Below are 20310 nucleotides of genomic sequence, written 5' to 3'. Positions count from 1 at the left end.
AGATAGTCACTACACAAGCAATACAGAGAATATGCCACTTTATTTTCTTTGGCTGCGCTTGTGTCAGTTCCGGTTTCCCTTGATAAGGTAAAGAAATGTTAAATGGTCTAGCAACCCTTCCTACATAGAGACGATCCCAGAATACGACTATCACAGGTCCCTTTATGCTGCACAGTATTAATCTAATGTCCTCGTTTCAAGTGCCTGCTGGGCAGGTTTTGTTCTGTGACTTTGATGGTCCTATCGTAGATGTTTCGGAGCGTTACTACCGAACCTATCGCTTAGGACTTTCAACTCTGCAAGCTAGTTACCAAGAGAGTCATGGTGCAGCGTTATCGCTGCAAATACTGTCTAAAAAGCAGTTTTGGTGGATGAAACGAAATCGAGTGGCTGATACCGACATTGCTATTCGTTCGGGGGTACCTACAGAGCTGGTCGATACTCTTTTACAGCAGGTTCAGCGGATTGTGAATCATCCCCATTTGCTACAGTGGGATACTCTACAGCCCGGTGCTGACAAGGCTATTCATTATCTCAACCGTGAACGAGGTCTACGTTTAGTTCTAGTAACACTACGCCATCCTCGACAGGTGCAAGCCTTTTTACAGGCCCATGATCTGAGTCAGTATGTTGACGAAATCTTTGGGGCATCTGATATCAATGCCGCCCACTTGAACCGAGCTGAGCAAAAGGTGGCGTTGCTAGAGCGTGCGATCGCAGCTCAGAAAAGCCAAGGTTATCAAACTTACCCCACTTGCATGATTGGGGATACAGAGGCAGATATTATTGCCGGGCAACGAGCGGGCATCGTTACTATTGCCCTCACCAACGGCATTCGTAGCTGTGAACACCTAAAGCGATACCAACCAACCTCTATAGAACCTAGTTTGCTCAACGCGATTCAAAGCCGTCATATGACACAGGTTTTACAGGCGGCCTAACCCTTCCACCAGCGATGCAATGGATAGTAAAGTGCTGGTGTCCATAGGCTGCTAAGAATTGCTGAACTGAGGGCTACTCGCTGATGGGTACGCCAAATTTGCCAAAGGCTCAGGTAGGGTGAATCAGGCCATAGCAGATGGCGAAAACTCATTTGCAGAGCCATGATTGTGGCGGCAACCACAGCCATGCCAAAAACAATAAATGCCACTAGCACGACATTTTCTTGAATCAACCGCTGTCGCTGTAACCTAGCTGTCAACATACCTACTACTAGCAAGCTTAAGGCATGGGTGGGAAAAGGACCTGTCAGACCGTCCTGTAATAATCCCAAGACAATCCCAGCGATGGCCCCATCGATAATGGGATGGTGAATACTCCAGATAACGACCCAGATTAGTAACCAGTTTGGAGCGATACCCAACAATTCGATGCCAGGAAAGCGCATAGGAGATAGCAGCAAGCAAATTAAGCCTGAGCCCACCACAATAACGATATTGAGGCAAGTTTTTTGAAAGTCGGATAGCGCTTCCTTCCCTTTAGATGAAGTCATATTGTCTCAGGTAGCGCTATCGCGCTATTCATTGTCGATTATCTCTGCGGGAGGAGCATTAACGTCGGTTTTGGCGTCAAAGGGATGGATAGTAACCCATTCAAGAATATTTAGAGGAGACGATAGTTTAATCACAGCTTCAGGCGCGGGACTTTTCTTTAAGTCCATACTTTCGATACGCCCGACGGGAATCCCTTGAGGGAAAAGACGGCTGTAAGAAGACGTGACAATGACATCACCCGGTTTGACATCAGGCGTAGTCTCAAAAAACTGCATAACGACCCGACCGTCAACATTGCCACGTACTACGCCTAAGGACCGGCTGCGACTGACCTTCACACCCATCTGGCTAGTGGGGTCAGTAATTAACAAAATCTGACTAGTATTTAGAGAAACACTAGTAACTCGACCTACTAAACCCCCGGGCCCCGTGGCCATGTCACCTTCTGTAATGCCTTCCAAACTACCTTTATTGACCGTAATTTGCTGCCACCAATTATCGGCACTACGCCCAATCACAGCAGCAACGGTAACCTTGCCTTGACTATCAGCATAGTCAATATTTTCCCGCAGGCTTTGATTTTGGTTTTCTAATTCAATCACCCGTTGTTGCAGCTCTAGGATGTAAGCATTTTCCAGCCGCTCTGCTTGTGTAAGGCCAGGTTGAAGCGGTGCTGTTAGTACCTGATAGATTTCATAAATGACAGCACCCTGGCTTTGACGCATAGCCCAGGCTAAGACGATAACAAGGGTGGTAATGCCAGCCCTCGTTGCGTATCTATCCCACCAGCGTCTCAGTGCAAACATAATTTGCAAACAATAGTTGTCAACCTGTCAACCGTCTACGGAAACCTTAGAGATCGCGAGAACGAGCACTAAATACCCGCTCCATCTGACTAAAGTTTTCAAGCACACGTCCAGTTCCTAGGACTACACAACTCAACGGATCAGCCGCAACGTGAACTACAATGCCGGTTTCATGGCTAATCAGGGTATCTAGACCTTTTAGTAACGCTCCGCCACCTGCCAGCATAATACCCCTATCGATAATATCAGCTGCCAACTCTGGAGGAGTTCTTTCCAGGGTTCGTTTCACAGCCTCAACGATCACCGACAACGGTTCTGCCATACTTTCGCGGATTTCAGCACTTTTTACAGTCACTGTTCTGGGTAAACCGGATAGCAAGTGTAAGCCTCGAACATCCAAAACATTTTCACTGTCATTAGGACTGGGATAAGCAGAGCCAATATTGATCTTGATTTCTTCGGCTGTGCGCTCACCAATGACCAAGTTATGGACTTTTTTCATGTATTGAGAAATGGAATCACTCAGCTCATCACCAGCTACACGTACCGATTCACTTAAGACAGTGCCTTGTAAACTTAGCACTGCGACTTCAGTGGTACCGCCACCGATATCAATAATCATGTTGCCTGTGGGCTCAGCTACGGGTAACCCAGCGCCAATAGCTGCCGCAACGGGTTCATCGATGAGATAGACCATACGAGCCCCAGCCTGTAGAGCTGCATCCATAACTGCCCGACGCTCTACACCGGTAACACCACTGGGAATGCCAATCACGATGCGGGGCATTCCTAACGCTCGACCTTCATGCACTCGTTTAATAAAGTGCTTGAGCATGAGCTCGGCAGTATCAAAATCAGCAATCACACCGTCCCGTAAAGGACGCAGAGCCGTAATGTTGCCTGGCGTACGTCCTAGCATTCGTTTGGCTTCTTCTCCAACAGCTAAGGGCTTGCCGTCCTTATCCCTAGCTACAACGGAGGGCTCTTGCAAGACAACGCCTTTACCCGAAACATAGACCAGAGTGTTAGCTGTCCCCAGGTCTATTCCCATGTCACGGGAGAATGAAAAGCGATCGAGTAAACTCACTGTTAGACGTGCCCCCAAACGAGCTGTGAAAAAACAAATGGATGGTTTATTAGGCCGGTGTGGATTTTATTACGTTTTATATCTGTACGTCTAGTCCGCACTTCTGAACGCAACCAATATTCGGCCTATGGCGATGATGTTGAGAAACATCCTGAGGGAACGTTGACTATTAATCAACCTGCGCTATCTACCATACTCCAAGGTTACACGGTCTGAAATTCTGTAATCTGGAGTACCGGGGGTAAAACCTTATGCCCATCTACTTCAAAGCGTAAGAGATAAAGATAATTCTAGACGGTGGTGTATCTCTCGCATATAAAGTAGTTAGCACAGTAGCTGGTGAAATAGCGATGAGTCTCAATGTTGTAAATCTTGTAGGGCGAGCGGGACGAGATCCTGAGGTTCGCTATTTTGAGTCAGGCAATGTGCTGTGCAAGTTTACGATTGCTGTGAATCGACGTACTCGTAATAGCGATCAGCCTGATTGGTTCAACCTAGAACTCTGGGGACGCAACGCTGAGGTGGCTGCTAATTACGTCAAGAAGGGTAGTCTTGTCGGCGTAGTGGGCGCGCTTAAGCTTGATAGCTGGCAAGATCGCGCTACGGGTGCACAGCGCTCTAGTCCTGTTATTCGAGTAGAACGCCTTGAGCTTTTAGGGTCTAAGCGAGACAACGCTGCTCCCATGTCAGGTAACTACGATGATGACCAGTTCTAATGCCTGCTACTTAGAGAAGGCATTAGAACACGTTTTATTATTTTTTACTCAGTGGGCAAAGTCGAAATTAGGCAGAGTGAATACTAGCTAGCTAAACGATCGTTCTGCTCGGTCGTTTCGCCATCGGCTTGAATGCTGGCTTGAACCTCGCACCAAGCAGCCCCAGGAATCACCTCAATTTTGCCACGATTAGGGAAACGCAAATCTTCCACAGCTGTCACACCGTTGGTAAAAAGGTATTCACGTAAAAGCTGATAAGCCTCATCTATATTGCTAACTGTATAGTTGGCAGCGTATAGATAAGGCTTTAAGCGATCTTGATTGCGAGGGGCAGTTTCTCGAAACGTGACGCGAGTTGTCTTAGGTGAGCTATGTTGGCAGCTGATCCGATACTTAATGGTGTGACAAGCTGTGTTGGGGAACATTTCACTGTGAAAAGATGGAACTCTGGAGAAGCTGCCAGGATTATCCAGCTAGCTGAATAAACGAGCAATAAAGATTTACGGGAATATTTCCTCTAATAATACAAACTGGTACTAATAAACGAACCGTAATCTATATTGTCTGAAGTTGTCAAAAGTAATATTGGGTTACCTGTTACATTTGATCAACTTTTATCAATGCACCCGATGTTCATAATAACGTCCATTAACGTCAATTATCCAAATTATTTGAAATGGATGCTGGGATGCTCTTACGGCTAGTAAGTCGCAAATAATAAATAAATTCTAACGGCTATTACGGTTGGATTGGATATGGTATGCCATATGTAAGCAGCCATAGTAGCTGAGAAAAGCTAAAATCATCCCTACGAGAGTACTGCCTACCATTAGGGCAACTGTGATATCAAGGCCAAGGTTCATCCATTCTTGAGGAGAACGCCCTGTCAGGCTGGTTGCTGCACTTTGTCCTAAAACCCAGCGCCCAATTTGGTAGTTGAATGCATAAATAGGAACATAGGTCAGTGGATTGCTAATCCAAGTGCCGGCGGCTGCAACAATTTTATTGCCTCGAATGGCTACAGCGATCGCAACGCCAATGATTGTCTGTAACCCAAACAAGGGATAGCTGCCGGCAAAAACCCCCGCTGCCAGACCCCTGGCAATGGCTTGAGGATGGCTTCTGAGACGGATAAAGCGAATATAGACATACCTGGCCAGACGCTGCAATTTACCTCGCTTCTGGCGTTTTAGGGGGCGATGTGATCTTTTGTAAGATTGTTTGCTGGATTGATTATCGTCAGAATGACCTTGTGGGTCTGCCACGGCTGGATTCCTTGTGAAAAATTGACATGTAATGGAGCAAGGCCGCCGTCCATGGGCTACTAGGATTAATTATGACAACATAACCAACTTTGGTCATTCCAGGTGGACTTGCGTGCAAGGCGGCACAGGGGGCGTTAAAGTTTGATGTTGGCAGTGTTTGAGTCAGGAATGTGGGTGAGCCAAGGGAAACAATTGTGCAGGGTGAAACCATTGCTGCGATCGCAACCGCGATTGTGCCACAGCAGGGGAGTGTCGGCATTGTGCGACTCTCGGGTTCCACAGCAGTTTCCATTGCTCAACAGGTGTTCCACAGCACTGCACCTTGGGAAAGCCATCGTATTCTCTATGGTTACATTGCCCACCCAGAGACTCGGCAGACGATTGATGAAGCTTTACTGCTGTTGATGAAATCCCCACGTTCTTATACCCGTGAGGATGTGGTGGAATTTCACTGCCACGGTGGCATCATGGCGGTGCAGCAGGTATTGCAGTTATGTATTGCCCAGGGAGCGCGCCTGGCAGAACCAGGGGAATTTACTCTGCGGGCCTTTCTCAATGGTCGTCTAGATTTAACCCAGGCCGAAGGTATTGCTGATTTGGTCGGAGCCCAATCACCTCAAGCGGCCCAAGTGGCATTGGCTGGAATTAAAGGCAAGCTGACCCAGGTGATTCGCCAATGTCGCAGCCGGTGTTTAGACGTGCTGGCGGAGGTGGAAGCTCGCATTGACTTTGCCGATGATCTTCCCCCTTTAGATGAAGATCATGTGCGTAATCAGGTGGCGGTGCTCCTGGCTGAAGTATCCCAAATTCTGTCTACAGCCCATCAGGGGGAGCTGCTGCGGACAGGGCTCAAGGTGGCAATCGTGGGGCAGCCCAATGTGGGTAAATCCAGTTTGCTGAATGCCTGGAGTCGTTGCGATCGCGCCATCGTCACCGCCTTACCCGGCACCACCCGTGATGTGGTTGAATCGCAGCTGGTGGTTGGTGGCATTCCTGTGCAGGTGCTCGATACAGCGGGCATTCGTGATGCCACTGACCAAGTAGAGCAACTGGGAATTGAACGTTCCCAGGCAGCGGCTAAAAATGCAGATTTAGTCTTGCTGACCGTGGATGGCACTGTCGGCTGGACTGATGCGGAAGCCGCACTATATGGTGATATTCAGCATAAACCTCATATTTTAGTGATCAATAAGGTAGATCTAGGGCCGCCGGTTAGTCTGCCTGGGGTGGATGGGCCTGTTGTCCACACAGCCGCCGCCCAAGGTCAGGGCATTGACGATTTAGAGAATGCCATCCTTACCATTGTGCAAGCGGGTAATGTCAGTGCTGCCAACATGGATTTAGCCATTAATCAGAGACAGGCAGCGGCCCTAACCCGTGCCCACAGTGCGCTTAAGCAGGTGCAAGCCACCATAGAAGCTGTGCTGCCCCTTGATTTTTGGACCATTGATTTACGGGACGCCATCCGTGCTTTGGGAGAGGTAACCGGTGAGGAGATGACCGAGTCGATGTTAGATGAGATTTTTAGCCGATTTTGTATTGGTAAGTAATGCCGATTTTGTATTGGTAAGTAATAGTGGATCATACCTATGGCAATAGTTAACGGCGATCCTAGGGTGGGCATCGTCCACCCTATCAAAATGCAGGACGCCTTCGTGACCCTAGCCAGTGAAAATCTACAGGCCTTAGTGGAGTTTTATCAGGGCTTATTAGGCCAAGCACCCCACCGTTATATCCCCCAGTGTTATGCAGAATTTGTGTTACGAGGTTTAAGGCTGGCTTTATTTAAACCTGGCGATACTCAGGAGTTTACTGGACCAGCCGGGAGTATGAGCCTGTGTCTTGAGGTGGAGGATTTACGAGGTGCGATCGCAACTGTAACAAAACTAGGCCATGCACCACCGGATGACATCATCCACGCCAGCCACGGCCAAGAAGTCTATGTATACGATCCAGCTGGGAATCGCCTGATTTTGCACCAATCATCGGTGCCTTAATCCATCTGACTAAGGCGCTTAAGTTTTAGCACATCGGTCATCTTGCGCAATTTCTTAATGGTTCGATCAAAATGGGCATGGTCTTTAACATCAAGGCCCAAGTCAATTTCAGCAATTTGATCCGGAAATGTCGTGACTGTTGCTCGATGTACGTTGATCTTAAGATCTGATAAGTGGCTCAAAATATCCTTAAGAACACCCACCCTATCAATAACCTCCAGTTTCAGCATGACTGGGTAGGTTTGAGGTCGGCCAGTGGCGGCTCCCACTGAATTCCAACGTACTGGTATGAGGCGATCCCCAGGTACCGAGGCCACATTCGGACACCCTTGACGATGGATAGCAATGCCCCGAGCACCCATTGATACGGCCCCGAGAATCGGCTCCCCTGGCAGTGGATTGCAGCAACCGGCAATATGATGCAGTAACCCCTCGACACCGATGATGGAACTGCCTGATGCACTACTATGGGTATCGCCGCCCCAGCGAGTACGAACGACTGCGCCTTCATTGATTTGCTCTGCTAGGGCTTCATCGTTTCCTTCGTCTATTGGCTGGAGTTCTTTAGTGGCCTCTTGCAGACGGTTAACCACCGCATTCAGTGTGATTTCTCCGTAACCTAAAGCTGCCAACATATCCTCAACACAGGGATAATTGCTGCGTCGCGCTGCTGCTTGGGCTGGAGCTGATTTCAACAAAGAATCTAGACCATCACGCCCCATGACCTTTTCCAGCATGGCATGGCCACGGGCCATGTTCTCATCATGGTGAGACTGCTTATACCAATGACGAATACGGTTACGAGCACCGGCGGAAACGACAAAATTTAGCCAGTCCAGGCTGGGGTGGCTGTGTTTGTTGGTCAGAACTTCAACAATGTCACCGTTTTCAAGTTGGGTATCGAGGGTGACAATGCGATCGTTTACCTTGGCCCCAGCACAGTGATGCCCTACTTCTGTATGGATACGATAGGCAAAATCTACAGGCGTGGCTCCTTGACTTAAGGCAAATACATCACCTCGGGGACTGAAGACATAGACTTCTTCATCAAAAAGGTTATCTTTAACATCGCTCAAATATTCCTGGGCGTCTTTGAGATCGCTTTGCCATTCCAGGAGTTGTCGCAGCCAGGTGAATTTTTCGTCTTCTGCGTTGACCTTGGTATTACTGTTACCAGTTTCCTTATATTTCCAGTGAGCAGCGATCCCATATTCGGCAACGTGGTGCATTTCCATCGTACGAATCTGCACTTCAATGGGGCGACCTTGCTCGCCAATAACAGCCGTGTGTAATGACTGATAACGGTTCGCTTTAGGTAGACCAATATAGTCTTTAAAGCGTCCAGGAATTGGCTTGAATTGATCGTGAACGACCGCTAGAGCTCGATAACATTCCACCTTGGTACTAACGATGATGCGTACTGCCGCAATGTCATAGATCTGGTGGAAGTCTTTTTTCTGACGCTGCATCTTGCGATAGATGCTGTAAAGATGTTTGGGGCGACTGCTGATCTCAACACAGTTGATCCCGTCATTGGTCAAATGAGTTTCTAATAATTCGGCAACCTGTTTTAACCGGGCCTCTCGGTCTACACGCTTTTCAGAAATTAAGTTTTTGATTTCTTGATAAGAAGACTCTTCTAGGTACTTAAAAGAAAGGTCCTCTAGTTCCCACTTCATACGACCGATCCCCAGTCGATTTGCCAGTGGGGCAAAAATTTCGATGGTTTCGCAGGCTTTTTGTACCTGCTTTTCGGGTGGCAGATGTTGCAATGTCCGCATGTTATGGAGGCGATCTGCCAGCTTAACTACAATGACTCGGATATCTTGAGCCATAGCCAAGAACATACGGCGGAAATTTTCAGCTTGACGCTCTGTTTTACTGTTGAACTGAAATTTTGATAGCTTGGTGACCCCTTCTACCATTTGGCGGACTTCTGCCCCAAAATGAGCCTCGATTTCATCCGCTGAAACATCTGTGTCTTCTACGACATCGTGTAAAAAACCGGCTGCAATCATAGCGCTGTCTCCCCCTAGACTGCGCAAGATATTCGCGACGGCTACCGGATGGGCAATATATGGTTCCCCAGAGGCCCGCATCTGCCCTTTGTGGAGTTGATAGGCAAATTCAAATGCGCGACAGACTAGCTGATTGTTATCTTTAGGACGCTCAAGCGGGACCTGGCTGTCCCCATGGATCTCTATTGGCTGGCTGTGTTCTAGGATGCAAGACCTAAGCCAGGTCGGTAAGGTACAGTCTTTGGGGATAACAGGGGCTACTGGTGTCATGGTAGATCGGGGGAGAGGATAAAAACTGCAAAAACCACATTGGCTCCGGGTGGTCTGAATAGGGCCAGTACCGATACGCTCTGTTCTACTGGAAGTTGCGTTAATTCACAACGTCGGTACCTAGTGAGCAAGCAAGATCCGCAATCATCTGTCTTATGTAAGAAATTACGCCTGTGGCACGATGCATCAAAGTTTCAAGTGCCATCTTGACCAAGACGTTTATCCTCTTAATTCGTAGGATAGATTACAGAGTATAAATTCTTACAATTGTAGCTTTATGGTGAGGTTATTAGTGGTCGTTACAGACGATTGCCTGAGTTCTGTAAGTGGATAATTTCAAGGCTTAGATTAGTGCTTACATCAGTTACCAGGCGATTTGCTTGCCTTTACTATTAGAATATGTGCGTAATTAAAGAACAATAAAATACTTATATAAAAGCTATAGAGATTAAAAAAAAAGTTCTAAATGGCTTTATTAAAATCTTGCATTATTATTAAATCATGACATTTGCTACTGTAGTTGATGATCTCAATGCCTATAGTGCTCAATTAGCTCAGGTAAAGTTGGCATTAGGGCAGATGGAAGAGGCTGCAAAGGCTAATATTCTGCAACAGTTCTTTGCTCAAACCCTTTGGCCTCAGCTAAGTCAGACAGATATGTTGGAGCAGCCTCAAGGGCGTGCAGCGATAACGGAAATCCATCGTCACATGCGGCTTTTGATGGTGGAGGTCAACTTTGTGACCTCAGCTAGCCACGGTGATATTCGGCAGCAGCGTCTACAGCAAATGGAGCAGCGTCTGCAGCAGTTAGAAGGGTTTACTCAAGTCTTAATTAACCTCTGTAATCAGTGATTTGCTCCTAGATTTGCTCCTAGAAAAACTTGAGTTTTCCCCTGCTAAAAACTACAGTTCTGGATGTAGACGCGATTTAGTACATGTGTCTGTATAGTTTTTGTACTTTATTCACGGAGGGCGATGTTCTGTCCAAAGCATCCGCAGGAATCGCTGCTGATAGGTGAGCTAGTAGATGGGCTAAAGGCTTCTAATTGTCCAACCTGTAGTGGCTCTTGGATAGCTCCTGAGGATTATCAGTCTTGGCAAGCTACCCAGACAGATCCGTCTCTTAGGATTGATGACTTGACGTTGCCCATTAATCAAGACATTGATTATCAGCCAGCTCGCTACGACAATCGAGCTGGCCTTTGTCCGAGCTGTGGATTTTATTTAGTTAGAAGCAGAATTAATCTACAAAAAGTTGCATTTTTTCTGGAACGCTGTCCTGCTTGCAAAGGTGTTTGGTGTGATGCAGGGGAGTGGGATGTGCTTAGTGAGCTTGGTCTGAGTGCCTATATCCCTGTGCTTTTTACCGATGAATGGCAAAGCCGTGTACGTGTTGCTGAGGCCGAACTGCGTGAGCAGGTGGCGACAGCGGAGAAACTTGGGCCAGAAATTGCGGAGAGACTTTTTGAGCTAGCAACTTTGCTGGAAAATCACCCCAATGGAGATTTTGGGGTGGCTTATTTGATGAGGCGATTTGAGAAGTGAAATATCTATGTTTTGAGTATTATGACTCCTCCCTTGCTACAGCTTGATGACTTTGGTGTCGCTTATCCACAGCAGGAAAGTTGGGCAGTTGAGAATGTGTCTTTATTGCTACAGCCTGGAGAAATGCTGGGGCTAGTGGGAGAATCTGGATGTGGCAAGTCCACCTTGGGGCGAGCTGCTCTACGGTTGTTGCCAAGGGGTAGTCAGACTAAAGGACGGTCACTGTTTGAAGGGCGCGATGTGTTGGGCTTTTCGAGCAAGGAAATTCGGCGGTTTCGAGGAGAAGCGGTGTCATTGGTGTTTCAAGATCCGATGACGCGACTCGATCCGCTGATGACCATCGGGGATCACTGCGTAGAGACCCTGCGCGCCCATCGCTCCGATGTGTCTAAGCAGGTTGCGAAGGAAATTGCGATCGCAACCCTAAAATCCGTCAGTATCCCTGCCAACCGCTGGGATCAGTATCCCCACGAGTTTAGTGGTGGTATGCGGCAGCGGGTTGCCATCGCCCTGGCGCTGCTACTCAATCCCAAGCTGATTGTGGCAGATGAACCCACCACCAGTTTGGATGTCACGGTTTCGGCGCAAATTTTAGACCTGCTGACTCAGCTGTGTCGAGAACGGGGGATGGCCCTGATCCTGATTTCCCACGATCTGGCATTGGTTGGGGAATATTGCGATCGCATTGCCGTCATGTATCAAGGCAAACTTGTAGAGCTGGGAGCGACCGCAGACGTTTTGTATCATCCTCAGGCGGATTACACTCAGTCTTTGCTACAGGCGGCCCATCAGTTGCAAAACTATGAGGCTGATGATTCGGCATTAGAACAAGAAACCGCAACCGCTCCTCTTCTGCGAGTACAAGATCTAGTAAAGCACTACACCATTGAGCAAAATTTGCTTTCGAAGTTGTTTAATCGAGCACAATCGGAGGATATCAAAGCCGTTGATGGCATTTCTGTAGACTTGCATCCCGGTGAGATCCTGGGTCTGGTGGGAGAATCAGGCTGCGGAAAAAGTACGTTTTCCCGTGCATTGATGCAGATTATTCCACCGACATCAGGGCGGGTGGAGTTCATGGGACAAAACTTGGTAGGCATGTCTCGGGCTCAACTGCAGGTGCAGCGACGCAATTTTCAAATGATTTTCCAAGATCCCCATGCTTGTCTCAATCCTATGATGACCGTGGGGCAGGGGATTGCTGATCCGTTAATTATCCATGGTTTGGCGAATGCGTCGGATGCCAAGCAGCAGGTCCGTGCCATGTTGAAGCGGGTGGGACTGATGCCGACCGAAGACTATTATGGCCGTTATCCTGGTGATTTGTCTGGGGGGCAGCAGCAGCGCGTTGCTATTGCCCGTGCCTTAATTACTAAACCTAAGCTGGTGATTTGTGATGAGCCAGTGAGCATGTTAGATGCGAGCGTTCAGGCCCAGGTCCTAGAGCTGATGCTGGAGCTGAAAGAAGAGCTTGACTTAACCTATCTATTTATTACCCACGATTTATGGGTGGCGCGGTATCTTTGCGATCGCATAGCTGTCATGAATGGTGGCAAAATCGTTGAAATTGGACCAACAGAGCAGATTTTCATATCACCGCAGCATTCATATACGAAAACGCTCTTGTCGGCTGCCCCTTTATTGGCAAAACAAACATGACTTTAGCGATCTCTGAGCATTGCTGTGTCCAGTGAGAGTTCTTGAGAACGACAAAAAGGTCGGGCCATTGACCCGACCTTTTGCGTTACATTCAAATGACTTGATTAGCAATCATCATCTATTCAACGATAATCTTGCCAACCATGCCAGCACCACGGTGAGGGGCGCAGAAGTAGCTGTACTCACCAGGCTCAGTGAATTTGGAGGAGTAGGACTCACCAGGGGAGAAGGTTAGCTGTTCTTGGGATAAGGCGTCTGCAACGTCTTTGCCGCCAGGAACCTGAGCTGCATCAAAGATAACGTTGTGGGGGGCCATTTTGTTGTTAACCCAAGTCACTGTATCGCCAGCCTTAATGGTGAGGGTTGCAGGCTCAAACGCCAGCAGACCTGCATCGGAACCCATTTTTACTTGGTAATCAGTAGCGTAGGCAGGAGCTGCATTGAAAACAGTGCCTGCAAAAACCAGAGCAGCCGCTACTAATAGCGCACCCATGGCTCGCAAAGCGCGATTGATAAAGGTCATGGTGATTTCTCAAGGTTGAATTTAGAGGTAGTTAAGCATTCTTAACTACAACATGCTTAGTTATTTTAGAATGCCGGATGTCGTCGTAGACAAATAAACAAAAAATAAAGCGTTGTTCAGCAGTACCAGACCTCTAGTCAACTATTCGATAGCGTTTCGGACACGTCTAATGGTCTCTTTCTCTAGATGTTAAAACTAGGGAATGCCTTTCAGCATATAGGTTTGAGTCGATCTCCAAAAGACGTGTGCCATGGCCTAATAGTTAGCTATGGCTGGCTAAAGCTGATGGCAAGGCTCTTTACAGTTGTTAATGTTTGACCTGCTGTCATTTGACGCGGTCTGAAAAAACTGGAGACGATCATCTTTAGTCAAACTTTAAGCTTTTGGCTGAAATCGTTTGATTATTAGACTGTGACTTTTTTTGAGAGGAGTATCCGATGAAGTCTATTTTGGCTACTGTTGTAGCGTTTGTAGCAAGCGCAGTTTTCTTGATTGCGCCTCCTGCTATGGCTGCTGATGCTGGTGCTGGTGCTCAGGTATTTGCTGCTAACTGTGCGGCTTGCCACATTGGTGGTGGTAACGCAGTTAACCCTGCTAAGACTCTAAAGAAGGATGACTTGGTTGCTAATGGCAAAGATACTGTTGATGCAATTACGACTCAGGTAACAAATGGTAATGCTGGTATGCCCTCTTTCGGTGGTCGTTTGACACCTGAGCAGATTGAGAACGTTGCATCTTATGTATTGGCTCAATCCGATAAGGGCTGGTAGTCACGTCCTACTTTTGAACCAGTTATATTTTGATTAGCCTTGGCTTTCACCTAGCCTAATCCTCAATTTGAATTAATAAAGCCTGTTTTTAGGGGGATTCCCCCCCTGGAAGCGGGTTTTTGTATTAGGTAACGTAGTTCTGAAGCCTAAAAAAATCTCAAGAACTCTGAATGCGCTATCACATCCGTGTAAAAAATATTACTTGGTTGGCGGAGTGCTAATCGTGGATAATACGTGACCGATACTGGACACAGTTGTGAGGCTATATAATGCTCGCTTTGCTTGTTGAAACAATGAGTCTCCCTGCGATCGCAGGTGGTGCAGTCCAGTGGGTTCCTTGGTGAGTTCAGGACGACTGGCATCCTTTGCCAGGCGCTCGGCAGCTATAGCCTGTGCCTTAGGAATGGGAGGATGTCAGGTAGCTGCCCAATTGCCCCCCTCAGCGGGTGGACGACAGATTACGAGTTCCCGTTCGGTGATCGTTCAGCTATTTGAGTGGCGTTGGCCAGATGTTGCCCAGGAGTGTGAAAGTTGGTTAGGGCCAAAGGGTTATGGGGCTGTGCAAATTTCTCCCCCCCATGAACATCGGATAATCGCTCAAGACCCCACTCCATTTCCTTGGTATCAGCGCTATCAGCCGGTTAGCTATAAATTGTCAAGCCGTAGCGGTGGTCGAGCTGAGCTAGCAGATATGATCAAGCGCTGTTATGACTCGGGTATCAAAGTCTATGCCGATTTGGTGATCAATAATATGGCTAGTGCTGGCACTGGCAAAGGCAGTGACGGCAGTGATTTCGATACAGCGACGTTTTCCTACAGCGAGGTGCCGTACATTAAGGCAGACTTTAATGCCCCATGTACGATTGCGCCTCGGGACTATGTTGAAGACCCCTGGCAGGTAAAGCACTGCCAGGTGGAGGGGCGTCAGGATTTGGATACGGGGAGTGAGACGGTGCAAGCTGCGATCTCAGCTGCCATGAATGAACTGTTAACCCTTGGTGTGGCTGGTTTTCGTATTGATGCTGCCCAACATATTCCACCACAGCACATTGCCAAGATTCTGCGGCGTCTGCATCCCCTAAGCCCCCGATTCTATCCCGATGGAGGGCGTCCATTTATTTACCAGGAAATCACGAGCCCCGGAACAAACGCTATTCAAGCCAGCGATTACTTTAGCAATGGTGCGGTTACCGAGGTCCGCTATGGTCGTAATCTGGGTGAGCAAGTGCGCCATGGTGAACTAAAAAACTTGGTGCTATTTGGGGAAGCCTGGGGATTAATACCGAGTCATAAGGCTGTTGTTTTTACGGATAACCACAAAACTCAGCGTAGTCGCGATCGCAACATAATCACTTTTTATGCACCAACCGATGGCGGAGCACGATATCGGCTAGCCAATATATTCATGTTGGCATGGCCCTATGGCACTCCAAAAATTATGTCCAGCTATGACTGGCCGCGAGAGCAGGGCAACTGGGTAGGACCGCCTGCGGATGAAAACGGACAAACCTTACCAGTGAGCTGTGGTGATGGCTGGGTGTGTGAACATCGCTGGTCTGACATTGCCAGTATGGTGGAGTTTCGCAATGTGACCCAAGGTGTTTCTACCATTGACCATTGGTGGGATAACGGCAAGAGCCAAATCGCATTTGCCCGTGGCAATCGGGGGTTTGTAGTTATTAATAACGAAAATAATACTCTCAGTGAAATATTGATGACAGGATTGCCAGCGGGTGGTTACTGCAATGTTTTGTCTGAGACATCGATGGCCGAATCTGGTGAAACACCTAGCGAAACGTTAGACAGTTGTAAACGCTTGATTACAGTAGATTCAGAGGGTCGAGCTCAGTTCGATGTAGCGCCTCAACAGGCCGTAGCATTGCATATTAGAGCTCGTCTGTAATGACACCTTTGACCGAGGTTGCTTTCAGACCTGCTCACAAAGCGTTGAAAACCCGACCACTGGTGTACGGTTTTCAATCAAGTTTTTTCTTCAGCTGCGTTGATAGGCTAAAGCTAAGGACGTATCTGTAAGGAATTTCAGCCCATGCCAGTCAATAAGGACCCACGCCCGCCACGCTCTCGACAAATTGGTAATTTGCTATTTTTGCTAGGGGCAGTTTTGCTGGTCCTAAATATTTTCCTACCTATTCAGCGTACCCCACGTACTCCTTACAGTATGTTCCTCCATCAGGTACAAGAGCATGAAGTAGTCAAAGCATCGGTGGGGCAAAATGAAATTCGCTACCAGGTGAAAAATGAGCTAGGAGAGCCTGGTGCGATATATTCCACAACGCCAATTTTTGATTTGAAGCTACCGGATTTGCTAGAAGCCAACGGTGTGGAATTTGCGGCCACTCCCCCGGCTCAAAATCAGTGGATTGGTAGTTTACTAAGCTGGGTGATTCCGCCACTAATCTTTATTGCGGTTTGGCGCTTTTTCTTAGCCAGAGGTGGAGGTCCTCAGGGTGCACTTTCTATTGGTAAAAGTAAAGCCAAAGTCTATGTAGAAGACGAAGCCACCAAAATTACCTTTGAGGATGTCGCTGGTGTTGAAGAAGCCAAAACTGAATTAGTAGAAATCGTTGACTTTTTGAAAACACCCAAGCGGTTTACCGATATTGGAGCCAAGATCCCTAAGGGGGTATTGCTGGTGGGACCGCCAGGAACCGGTAAAACCCTATTGGCTAAGGCGGTAGCGGGTGAAGCCGGAGTCCCTTTCTTTAGTATTTCGGGGTCTGAATTTATTGAACTATTTGTAGGTGTCGGGTCTTCAAGGGTGCGTGACCTGTTTGACCAAGCGAAAAAGCAGGCCCCTTGTATTGTCTTTATTGACGAGCTAGATGCCATTGGTAAATCTCGTGCTTCCGGTGGTTTCTATGGTGGTAACGATGAGCGAGAACAAACACTAAACCAGCTGCTCACAGAGATGGATGGCTTCAGTGCCGGTGATAATACCATCATTGTGCTGGCAGCCACTAACCGACCTGAAACATTGGATCAAGCACTGCTACGTCCAGGCCGATTTGATCGTCAGGTACTGGTCGACCGCCCCGACCTCAAAGGACGTGAGGCGATTCTCAAAATTCATGCCCAGGAAGTCAAGCTGGGCGACGATGTGAATCTCAATGCCATTGCTACACGTACCCCTGGATTTGCAGGGGCTGATCTGGCCAACTTGGTGAATGAAGCTGCCCTGTTAGCCGCCCGTAATAACCGTCAGGCAGTTCTCCAGACTGATTTTGCTGAAGCTATTGAGCGTGTTGTTGCGGGGCTTGAGAAAAAGAGTCGTGTCCTCAATGCAAAAGAAAAAGAAATAGTCGCGTACCACGAAGTTGGTCATGCCATGGTGGGCTCACTCATGGAAGGGGGTGGGCAGGTAGAGAAAATCTCTATTGTGCCAAGAGGTATGGCGGCGCTAGGGTACACGCTTCAACTCCCCACGGAAGACCGATTTCTCCGCAGTTCTGACGAGTTAAAAGGTCAAATTGCCACATTGTTGGGGGGCAGATCGGCGGAAGAAGTTGTGTTTGGCTCCATTACAACGGGGGCAGCAAATGATCTACAGCGGGCAACAGAAGTGGCTGAGCAAATGGTCACCACCTACGGTATGAGTGATGTCTTAGGACCATTAGCCTACGACAAAGGCCAACAAAGCTCGTTCCTAGACAGTGGTATGCCCAATGCTCGACGCAATATGAGTGAAGAGACAGCGCGAGCAATTGATGCAGAAGTCAAAGGACTAGTAGAAGCAGCCCATGAGCAAGCTCTGACAATTCTGCGGACTAATCGGGATTTATTAGAGAGTATTTCTCAACAGCTGCTAGAGGAAGAAGTGATTGAAGGAGACACGCTAAGGGAAATGCTGGCACAAGTTCAACCCTTAGAGGTATTGGTATAAAAACTTTTGCTGATGGCCCTCTCTTGCAAAAAGGGTGCGCAGAGAGGGCCATCAGCAAGTTTCCGAAAGTCACCTCCATTAGTCCAAATACCATAAATCAAAAACTGGTATAAGGGCTATGCGCTGATCGATGGTAAGGGCCTGGGCTTACTAATACCGTAACCCTGAGCATAACCTATGTTCAGAGTGCGCAGTCTTTCTAAAATGGCATCGTTTTCAGCAAACTCAGCAATAGTTTTCATGCCCATCATGATAGCCACCTGATTGACCATATCTACAATTGTTCGAATGTACTCTTCTTCATCAATGTTCCGAATTAAATCCCCATCAATTTTGAGGTAATCAACGGGTAATCGTCGTAAATAGCCAAAAGAAGAAACGCCACTGCCAAAATCGTCTAAAGCAAAGCGGATACCAAGCTTTTTCAAGGTGTTGATAAATTTAAGTGCTTGATCGAGCTGAGAGATAGTTGTTGTCTCAGTTATTTCAAAGCATAGTCGTTCTGCTGGCATAGCAGACTGTTGCAACAACTGTGTCACAAACTCAGTAAATCTCTCGTCACTTAAACTACTACCTGAGAGATTGATAGCTACTATTGTGTTTGCTTCAGGATAGTAGTGGTGGTAGTTTGTTAGCACAGTTTTCACTACCCAGCGGTCTATAAGACCTATCATTCCATAGCGTTCTGCCATGGGGATAAACAGATTTGGCTGAACAATATTCCCGTTCTCGTCAGTCAATCGCAACAAAATTTCAACATGTTGATATGAGTCATTGAGCAGTGAAATGATCGGTTGTTCCATCAGGTAAAACCGGTTTTCTTCAATTGCTTGAGGGATATTAGCGATATGGACTAATTCAAGATGTTGTCGATCAAGTTCTGTATCATTTTGGTCGGCTAAATAAACGCGACCTCGCCCTAGATCCTTGGCTTTATAACAGGCCAAATCAGCTCTGCTCAGTAGGTCAATCACATTAGAGGCATCACCTAATATGGGCACTAGTCCAATACTTACCCCCACCTGAAATTGGCGGCCACGCCATACAAATTGATAGTCCTTAATTTTGTCGACGAGATGCTGAGACAGTTTTTGGCCTTGCTCTATAGAGCAACCTTCCAGCAATAAGCCAAACTCATCACCACCAAGTCGCCCTAAACTATCAGAGCTACGAATATTTTGTTGCAGCAGCTGTGCAAGTTCTGTCAATAGCTGGTCACCGATGAGGTGACCAGCTGTATCATTAACGATCTTAAACTGATCTAAATCCAGATAGCCCAATACTGATTGAATCCCACGATCACGTACGCGCTGAATAGCTTGCCTGAGTCGGGTGTCAAACTCGTTACGATTAATTAAACCCGTCAACGGGTCATAGGCAGCTTGATAGGCAATTGTCTGGGTGAGATTGTACTCTTCTGTAATTTCCCGTTGTAAACCTCGATACCCCTGAAAGACATGATGCTCATCAAATAAAGGATGGGCGTTGAGTTTAAAGATGCGTAGCGTTGTGTTGGAAGTGTGTAATCGTAGAGTGAAATTTTCCAGAGGTTGGTGCTGAAGTAATCGCTCGTTCAGTTGCTCCCAGTTGGCCTCCAAATTAGAAATAGTTTTTAGGGCTTGACCCAAGGCTTGACCTTCTAATCCTTCACATTGCAGATAGTGAAAGTTCCCAGACAAATAGGAGATTTTTAGATCTTTATCTAACTCCCAAAATAAATCAGCTCCCAATGTCGCCAGATCTTGGTATCGTTTCTCATTTTCTTGTAAAAGATAGGTATGTTGATTGTGACAGCGATATATGACAATCAGCAATGCGCCAATCCAAAGACTTTCTAAGCATAGGCAAACGATCAGCCACATGATTGCTGAAGTAAATCTAGTATCTTGCTTTGCTAACTGTGCCCAAAAATATGTATTTCCTATTTTCACGCCTTTCTGTTCAAAAGATAACCCTGTCTTGGTCTGTAGCTCGGCTTGTAATAAAGTTGGGCCATATTTAGGGATGATGTCTCTGGTGAGTTGGTTAGCAGGTGTTGTACTGGAGGTGATTAGCCATAAAGCACAAGCGTTTGCTCCAATCCAGGGAATCTTTAGGGCATGCCATGGAATAACAGGAGGATTAATCACGGTTTTGAGCAGATAATAGCTATAAGCTGGCAATAATGTTGACTATTGCTGCCAATGAAGAGTCGATAAGTAACCGGTTACTCCCTATTGATATCAACTATCACCCACGGTGTGCATGTGCTGAATATCGT

The 20310-nt window shown here is 47.3% G+C and carries 18 protein-coding genes; 10 read left to right on the top strand and 8 right to left on the bottom strand.

Translation table 11 applies throughout. From position 1 onward, the window contains the following. Nucleotides 1-185 precede the first annotated feature (185 nt). Nucleotides 186-941 carry an HAD family hydrolase gene (locus tag SPB21_RS20940; protein ID WP_163697550.1) on the top strand — a complete coding sequence of 252 codons (756 nt, stop codon included), beginning with the start codon at nt 186-188 and terminating at the stop codon, nt 939-941. Here SPB21_RS20940 and mreD read toward each other — a convergent pair. From mreD to SPB21_RS20925, 3 genes are read right to left on the bottom strand one after another with little or no spacing between them, the layout of a single operon-like run. Then, nucleotides 938-1492: a rod shape-determining protein MreD gene (gene mreD / locus SPB21_RS20935; protein ID WP_163662685.1), complete on the bottom strand. Its 555-nt coding sequence runs from the start codon at nt 1490-1492 to the stop codon at nt 938-940. The two genes, SPB21_RS20940 and mreD, sit on opposite strands and share 4 nt — an antisense overlap. Before the next feature lie 24 nt (nt 1493-1516). After that, complete coding sequence (mreC, locus tag SPB21_RS20930) at nt 1517-2299, bottom strand: rod shape-determining protein MreC (RefSeq protein WP_499867628.1); 783 nt, start codon at nt 2297-2299, stop codon at nt 1517-1519. A 46-nt stretch (nt 2300-2345) separates the two neighbouring features. Further along, nucleotides 2346-3386: a rod shape-determining protein gene (locus tag SPB21_RS20925; RefSeq protein WP_156828612.1), complete on the bottom strand. Its 1041-nt coding sequence runs from the start codon at nt 3384-3386 to the stop codon at nt 2346-2348. Between the two features lie 350 nt (nt 3387-3736). On the opposite strand from SPB21_RS20925, the gene SPB21_RS20920 reads away from it, so the two are divergent. Next, complete coding sequence (locus tag SPB21_RS20920) at nt 3737-4102, top strand: single-stranded DNA-binding protein (protein WP_006516355.1); 366 nt, start codon at nt 3737-3739, stop codon at nt 4100-4102. Between the two features lie 83 nt (nt 4103-4185). Here SPB21_RS20920 and SPB21_RS20915 read toward each other — a convergent pair whose 3' ends face one another. Further along, nucleotides 4186-4527: a hypothetical protein gene (locus tag SPB21_RS20915; RefSeq protein WP_163662680.1), complete on the bottom strand. Its 342-nt coding sequence runs from the start codon at nt 4525-4527 to the stop codon at nt 4186-4188. A 303-nt stretch (nt 4528-4830) separates the two neighbouring features. After that, nucleotides 4831-5367, bottom strand: a complete 537-nt coding sequence (locus SPB21_RS20910; protein ID WP_163697551.1) for a DUF2062 domain-containing protein — start codon at nt 5365-5367, stop codon at nt 4831-4833. A gap of 170 nt (nt 5368-5537) precedes the next feature. Here SPB21_RS20910 and mnmE point away from each other — a divergent pair, with 170 nt between their 5' ends. Both mnmE and SPB21_RS20900 read left to right on the top strand, forming a co-directional pair. Next, nucleotides 5538-6917 carry a tRNA uridine-5-carboxymethylaminomethyl(34) synthesis GTPase MnmE gene (mnmE, locus tag SPB21_RS20905; protein WP_163662675.1) on the top strand — a complete coding sequence of 460 codons (1380 nt, stop codon included), beginning with the start codon at nt 5538-5540 and terminating at the stop codon, nt 6915-6917. A gap of 39 nt (nt 6918-6956) precedes the next feature. Beyond that, nucleotides 6957-7364 (top strand): VOC family protein, encoded by a 408-nt coding sequence (locus SPB21_RS20900; RefSeq protein ID WP_163662672.1) that lies wholly within the window; start codon nt 6957-6959, stop codon nt 7362-7364. Here the strand turns inward: SPB21_RS20900 and SPB21_RS20895 are convergent. Next, nucleotides 7361-9652 (bottom strand): RelA/SpoT family protein, encoded by a 2292-nt coding sequence (locus SPB21_RS20895; protein WP_163662669.1) that lies wholly within the window; start codon nt 9650-9652, stop codon nt 7361-7363. The two genes, SPB21_RS20900 and SPB21_RS20895, sit on opposite strands and share 4 nt — an antisense overlap. A gap of 501 nt (nt 9653-10153) precedes the next feature. On the opposite strand from SPB21_RS20895, the gene patD reads away from it, so the two are divergent. The 3 genes from patD to SPB21_RS20880 all read left to right on the top strand — a co-directional run bounded on the left by patD (nt 10154) and on the right by SPB21_RS20880 (nt 12856). Further along, entirely contained in the window at nt 10154-10504 is a 351-nt protein-coding gene (patD, locus tag SPB21_RS20890; RefSeq protein WP_499867627.1) for a heterocyst frequency control protein PatD, read from the top strand. A 123-nt stretch (nt 10505-10627) separates the two neighbouring features. Beyond that, nucleotides 10628-11197 (top strand): TFIIB-type zinc ribbon-containing protein, encoded by a 570-nt coding sequence (locus SPB21_RS20885; protein ID WP_163662664.1) that lies wholly within the window; start codon nt 10628-10630, stop codon nt 11195-11197. Nucleotides 11198-11218: 21 nt separating this feature from the next. Continuing rightward, entirely contained in the window at nt 11219-12856 is a 1638-nt protein-coding gene (locus tag SPB21_RS20880; protein WP_499867626.1) for a dipeptide ABC transporter ATP-binding protein, read from the top strand. A gap of 118 nt (nt 12857-12974) precedes the next feature. On the opposite strand, the gene petE is transcribed toward SPB21_RS20880, so the two are convergent. Continuing rightward, nucleotides 12975-13379, bottom strand: coding sequence for a plastocyanin (petE, locus tag SPB21_RS20875; RefSeq protein ID WP_006516346.1), 405 nt, complete (start codon nt 13377-13379; stop codon nt 12975-12977). A 437-nt stretch (nt 13380-13816) separates the two neighbouring features. Between petE and petJ the strand changes: the two genes are divergently transcribed. The 3 genes from petJ to ftsH all read left to right on the top strand — a co-directional run bounded on the left by petJ (nt 13817) and on the right by ftsH (nt 18050). Continuing rightward, entirely contained in the window at nt 13817-14149 is a 333-nt protein-coding gene (gene petJ / locus SPB21_RS20870; RefSeq protein ID WP_163662658.1) for a cytochrome c6 PetJ, read from the top strand. A 328-nt stretch (nt 14150-14477) separates the two neighbouring features. Further along, entirely contained in the window at nt 14478-16052 is a 1575-nt protein-coding gene (locus SPB21_RS20865) for an alpha-amylase (RefSeq protein ID WP_499867625.1), read from the top strand. Nucleotides 16053-16196: 144 nt separating this feature from the next. After that, nucleotides 16197-18050: an ATP-dependent zinc metalloprotease FtsH gene (gene ftsH / locus SPB21_RS20860; protein WP_163697555.1), complete on the top strand. Its 1854-nt coding sequence runs from the start codon at nt 16197-16199 to the stop codon at nt 18048-18050. 116 nt (nt 18051-18166) lie between these two features. On the opposite strand, the gene SPB21_RS20855 is transcribed toward ftsH, so the two are convergent. Further along, on the bottom strand, nt 18167-20179 hold the full coding sequence (locus SPB21_RS20855) for an EAL domain-containing protein (RefSeq protein WP_163697556.1): 2013 nt from the start codon (nt 20177-20179) through the stop codon (nt 18167-18169). Between the last annotated feature and the right edge of the window lie 131 nt (nt 20180-20310).

The organism is Leptothoe sp. ISB3NOV94-8A (genome assembly GCF_043421595.1).
In the GTDB taxonomy this organism is placed as follows: Bacteria; Cyanobacteriota; Cyanobacteriia; order Phormidesmidales; family Phormidesmidaceae; genus Leptothoe; species Leptothoe turfae.
This window is presented reverse-complemented; position numbering and strand designations above follow the sequence as displayed.

What these genes read in the sequence shown, in the direction of transcription:
- SPB21_RS20940 (WP_163697550.1), top strand. Translation starts at nt 186, where the DNA reads ATGTCCTCGTTTCAAGTGCCTGCTGGGCAGGTTTTGTTCTGTGACTTT.
- SPB21_RS20920 (WP_006516355.1), top strand. Translation starts at nt 3,737, where the DNA reads ATGAGTCTCAATGTTGTAAATCTTGTAGGGCGAGCGGGACGAGATCCT.
- petJ (WP_163662658.1), top strand. Translation starts at nt 13,817, where the DNA reads ATGAAGTCTATTTTGGCTACTGTTGTAGCGTTTGTAGCAAGCGCAGTT.
- ftsH (WP_163697555.1), top strand. Translation starts at nt 16,197, where the DNA reads ATGCCAGTCAATAAGGACCCACGCCCGCCACGCTCTCGACAAATTGGT.
- mreD (WP_163662685.1), bottom strand. Translation starts at nt 1,492, where the DNA reads ATGACTTCATCTAAAGGGAAGGAAGCGCTATCCGACTTTCAAAAAACT.
- mreC (WP_499867628.1), bottom strand. Translation starts at nt 2,299, where the DNA reads ATGTTTGCACTGAGACGCTGGTGGGATAGATACGCAACGAGGGCTGGC.
- patD (WP_499867627.1), top strand. Translation starts at nt 10,154, where the DNA reads ATGACATTTGCTACTGTAGTTGATGATCTCAATGCCTATAGTGCTCAA.
- SPB21_RS20900 (WP_163662672.1), top strand. Translation starts at nt 6,957, where the DNA reads ATGGCAATAGTTAACGGCGATCCTAGGGTGGGCATCGTCCACCCTATC.
- SPB21_RS20880 (WP_499867626.1), top strand. Translation starts at nt 11,219, where the DNA reads ATGACTCCTCCCTTGCTACAGCTTGATGACTTTGGTGTCGCTTATCCA.
- petE (WP_006516346.1), bottom strand. Translation starts at nt 13,379, where the DNA reads ATGACCTTTATCAATCGCGCTTTGCGAGCCATGGGTGCGCTATTAGTA.
- SPB21_RS20885 (WP_163662664.1), top strand. Translation starts at nt 10,628, where the DNA reads ATGTTCTGTCCAAAGCATCCGCAGGAATCGCTGCTGATAGGTGAGCTA.
- SPB21_RS20915 (WP_163662680.1), bottom strand. Translation starts at nt 4,527, where the DNA reads ATGTTCCCCAACACAGCTTGTCACACCATTAAGTATCGGATCAGCTGC.
- SPB21_RS20895 (WP_163662669.1), bottom strand. Translation starts at nt 9,652, where the DNA reads ATGACACCAGTAGCCCCTGTTATCCCCAAAGACTGTACCTTACCGACC.